General features: G+C 73.0%; 3 protein-coding genes. 2 read left to right on the plus strand and 1 reads right to left on the minus strand.

Going from position 1 to position 4,227, the window contains the following annotated elements:
* Positions 1–317 precede the first annotated feature (317 nt).
* The gene (locus ABZ371_RS29680) at positions 318–899 is read left to right on the plus strand and encodes a TetR/AcrR family transcriptional regulator (protein WP_358685354.1); all 582 of its coding nucleotides are present in this window, start codon (positions 318–320) and stop codon (positions 897–899) included.
* Between the two features lie 160 nt (positions 900–1,059).
* Here ABZ371_RS29680 and ABZ371_RS29685 read toward each other — a convergent pair whose 3' ends face one another.
* Entirely contained in the window at positions 1,060–2,202 is a 1,143-nt protein-coding gene (locus tag ABZ371_RS29685) for a transposase (protein ID WP_358685357.1), read from the minus strand.
* Between the two features lie 1,223 nt (positions 2,203–3,425).
* On the opposite strand from ABZ371_RS29685, the gene ABZ371_RS29690 reads away from it, so the two are divergent.
* The coding region (locus ABZ371_RS29690) for a ParB/RepB/Spo0J family partition protein (protein ID WP_358685360.1) at positions 3,426–4,227 on the plus strand (802 nt) is incomplete at its 3' end.

Here is a 4,227-nt window from a genome sequence, read left to right on the forward strand (position 1 = left end):
CCCGCCCTCGGCCAGGAGGGGGCCGAGCCACCGGTGACACCGGGATCCCGCGCACCCGGCCCGGTGCGACAGCCCCGCCGGCGCCGCGGGTGCTGCCGAGACCCTTGCGGACGGCAGGCCGGCGCGCCCGGCGGCCGCGGCCCCGAGGCCGTATCCGGAGTCGGGGCACCGGCCCGGCAGGCCGGACCCGGCCCCTCGCCCACCACGCCGCGGGCATGACGGCCCGATGGCCGACCGGCCCCCGCCACCGCGGAGAAGACGGTCGAAGGGCGCTGGGCGAAGAGGCGGGGTCATGGAGAACAGTGAACGAGGACCACATGAAGAACAGTGAACGAGCCGCAGGCACCCGCGCGAACCTCGTCCTGGCGGCAGCACGCCACTTCGACCGGCACGGTTACGACGGCACGACGCTCAGCAGCGTGTGCGTGGAGGCGAACGTCACGCTCGGGGCCCTCACCTTCCACTTCCGTTGCAAAGCGACGCTCGCGTCCGCGGTGGTGCAGGAAGGTGTCGACGAACTGCGGCGCGTCAGCGCGGCGGGCTCCGCCTCCACCGATGCCCTCCCCGGGCTGTCCCTCCTCGTCCAGCAGGTGGCGACGACCCTCCAGCACGACGTCCTCACCCGGGCCGCCGTACGCCTGGTCCAGGAGGGGCACGTGGCTTCCGACTGGCTCGACGTCTTCCGTGACGAGGTTCTGCGCCTGCTGGAGCGGGCCTCCGTCACCGGTGACCTCGTCGCCGGCGTACAGGTGGACACTGCCGTGCGTCTCGTCATGTACGTGGTGGAGGGAGCAACGGCTGAGGCCAGGGGGGCTGCGCGTCCGGGAGGTCCGACGGATCTCGACTTCGCCGAGGTCTGGCGCGCCGTGCTCAACGGGCTGGCCGCGCAGGCGTACTGAGCACGCGGTGCCGGCATGTGCCGTCGGGAACGCGGCCGTCGGGCAGGGGGGCGGAGCGGGGCCGCCCGCACAGGCAGGCGCGGGGGGACGGCCCGGGTTCTTCCCTCCCGTCCGACCGGTCCCCGCGGGTCACCGGCCGGACAGCAGGTGTCTCGGAGCCTCAGCCGCCAGGGCCGACCCCGGCACCGCGCGCCGCACCGAGCTCGTTGACCCGGGAGTAGGTGAAAGCGGCGGAGACCAGCGTCGTGTGGTGGTGCCACCCCGGGAACGACCGGCCCTCGAAGTCCTGGAGCCCGAACTCACCGTTCAGGGTGCTCACCACATCTGCGGCCAGTCGTGGCTGGCGCATCAGGGGCAGCAGTTCGGGCAGCCGCCGGTCGACCAGGTTCGTCAGCCACGCCCGTGCCGGATCGTTCGGGCGCTGCCGGACGAGCAGCCGCAGCGGGACGCGCTCCGCGAAGGAGCCGGGCAGGGTCACCGGGAGGGAGACGAAGGGCTCTCGTTCCGTCCCCACGGCGGTAGTGGGGTCCAGGAGGACCTGCCGGACGGTGCGTGGTGGTGTGCGGGCCGTCGGGGGCACCGTACGTATGACGCGCATGGTGTCGGGGACCTCCACCACGAAGGGCTGCTGGTTCTGTGCCAGCCAGGTGAGGAGGGCTTCCCGGTCCGGCAGCCAGGACAGGTCGGCTGTGACAGGGAGCCGGCGGCCGAGGGGCCACGAGGGGGCCCGCCGCAGAAGTTCCGCGGCCTGCACCCACAAAGGGCCGCGGATCTCCTCCGGCACCCGCACCTTGGCCCGCCGGGCTCCGGTCCACCCGCACGGTATGTACAGGTCCCAGTCGACGGGCAGAGGGCCGTACTCACCCGTGGCCAGCACGACCATTCCCAGCTGGCAGTTGGCCAGCCGCCCCTGCGCGGGGTCGAATCTGCGGTGGACCCCGGCGGAGTGGTCGCCGCGCTTGGGGATGAACACGGGGACCAGCGTCCAGGCCGTCACCGCCGAGCCGGCCTGCGCCACCCAGCGCAACAGGCCCTGACGAGCCGCCAGCCAGTCCCACGGGCTTGCGTTCACGAACTGGTGCAGCGCCTGGGAGGCCGTCGGGGAGTCGCTGATGGCTTCGGCCAGCCGGCGTGGCGACTTCCTGCCCGGTGTCTGCAGCAGCGCCCTGATGTAGAACTCCGCCCAGCCGCGTTGATCCGCCCGGGGGAGACAGCCGAAGACGGTCTCGATGAACGGAGACAGGCGGGGGGTCCGGTCGCCCTCGGTGAACGCTCCGGGCATCGGTTCGTGCAGCAGTGCCATCGGCACTCCCCTTCCACGCGACGTACCGCTGTGCCGGCTCCGTGTGAGGACGTTCCGCCCCCGGGGACGGGGGTTCCCCGGAGGCGAAACCGAGCCAAGCATAAAGACCGCTATGTATGTGCGGTCGGGCGGGGTGGGCCGGGACGACTTGACCAAGTCCGCTGCCGACGTCAGGCCTTGTGCGCGTCGAGGCGGTGTCGTGGCCATGCCCGTGCGGTGGAGCCTGCTCCAGCCCGTGGACCCGAAAGCCTTGTGCTCACCAGGGCCGTCGGCTCGGCGGCGGGCCTTGCCGGCCGGGCTCGGGCGTGTTCGACGTCCGGGCGCCTTCCAGGCATCTTCCGGGCGGGCCGGCTGCCGGGGCTACCGTGTCAGGCCCATCGGTGGGCGGGCCGGTGAAGAGCCCGGCCGGTGCCGTGCGGGGTCAGCCGGTCGCCCCCTGACCTCGCCCGCCACGAAGCCGACTTCGTGCGGACTCCTCCCTGGCGCCGACGCGGGGCAGCCCGCAGGCCCGCGATCCGCCACCCGTGACGGGGGAGGACGTGGGCCGGCAGGGTGGCCGAAGTTGCGTCATGCGTGCACACCGCTCGTACATAAATAGTGCTCTTTATGCTTAGCTGGATACCGCCTCCGGGGAACCCCCGTCCCCGGAGGCGGAACGTCCTCACACGAATCCGGGACAGCGGTACGTCGCGTGGAAGGGGAGTGCCGATGGGACAGTTGCGCGAACCGATGCCCGGAGCGTTCGCCGAGGACGACCGGACCCCCGCCTGTCTCCGTTCATCGAGACCGCCCTCGGCTCTCTCCCCCGAACCGCGGGCGAAGCCGTGGAGCGACGCGCTGTCGCGGACGCCGGGCGGCGACCCCTGACGGTCCCCTCGACCGCACGGCCGATCTCGTCGCCGGCGGGGGAGACCCGCCCGTTCGCCGCAGCGCGGTGAACGGGGCGAGGCCGGTCCCGCGGGTCAGGCCCGGCATGTGAGTCGTCGGGCGACTCCCGCGGGCCCCCGCCCCGGCACCTCGGGACCCGGCCTGCCGGTTCGGCGCGCGGCGCCTTCCGTCCTCTCCAGTGGCGTCCTGCACACGCTCCCGGCGGGATGCACCTTCTCTGTTCGTCACCTGCACGGCACGCCCTGAACCGGGACCATGCCGACCGGAGTCGTCTGCGCGTTCCCGGCCCCTGCAACCCCCCACCTGCGGAAGACCGGATAGAAAGCAGATTTTCGGTGCCCTTAGACCTGGCGGACACACCGCCCTCCACGTACCTGGAAGACCGGCCGCGGACGGCGGCCCGCGACCTCACGAGCGTGACGGGCGGCGAGTGCCGCGACGTCCACCGAGTGCCGCTCGCCTCCCTGGCGGCCGCCGACTCCCCACGTCTGAGAGGGGTGGACCAGGAGCACGTCGAGGTGCTCGCGCAGGGGGAGATCGAGCCGATCCTGGTGCACCGGGACACCCGGCGCGTGGTCGACGGGATGCACCGGCTGCAAGCGACCAGGCTCCGGGGCGAGGAGACGATCGCGGTCCGCTACCTGGACGTACCGTCCAGCGAGGTCTTCATCCACTCCGTGGCCGCCAACGTCGGCCACGGCTTGCCGTTGACGCTCGCGGACCGCAGGGCCGCGGCCCGGCGGATCCTGGTCTCCCACCCCGATCTGTCGGACCGGGCGATCGCCCGTATCACCCGGCTGTCCCCGAAGACCGTCAGCGCCGTCCGCCGTGTTTCGACTGAGGAGATTCCACAGTCGAAGGTCCGGGTCGGGGCGGACGGCCGCTCCCGGCCACTCGACGCGGCCCGACGCAGGGCCGCCGTGCGCGCCTTCCTCGCCGAACACCCGGACGCCACGCTCAACGAGGCGGCCACCAGCGCGGGCGTGTCGGTCAGTACCGCGTGCGACGTACGGCAGCGGATGCGGCGTGACGAGCGGGTCTCTCCCTCGCGTCCGAGCGCCGTACGGGGCGCCCGGGACCGTGACCAGGCGGGCACCGACGGGAAACCGGCGGGCGGCCGGTGCGCGGAGCGCGGCC

Source organism: Streptomyces sp. NPDC005899 (assembly GCF_040629645.1).
Lineage (GTDB): Bacteria > Actinomycetota > Actinomycetes > Streptomycetales > Streptomycetaceae > Streptomyces.

Bases quoted from the DNA above. Each gene is read 5' to 3' on its own strand.
- ABZ371_RS29680 (WP_358685354.1), top strand. From the start codon at position 318: ATGAAGAACAGTGAACGAGCCGCAGGCACCCGCGCGAACCTCGTCCTG.
- ABZ371_RS29685 (WP_358685357.1), bottom strand. From the start codon at position 2,202: ATGGCACTGCTGCACGAACCGATGCCCGGAGCGTTCACCGAGGGCGAC.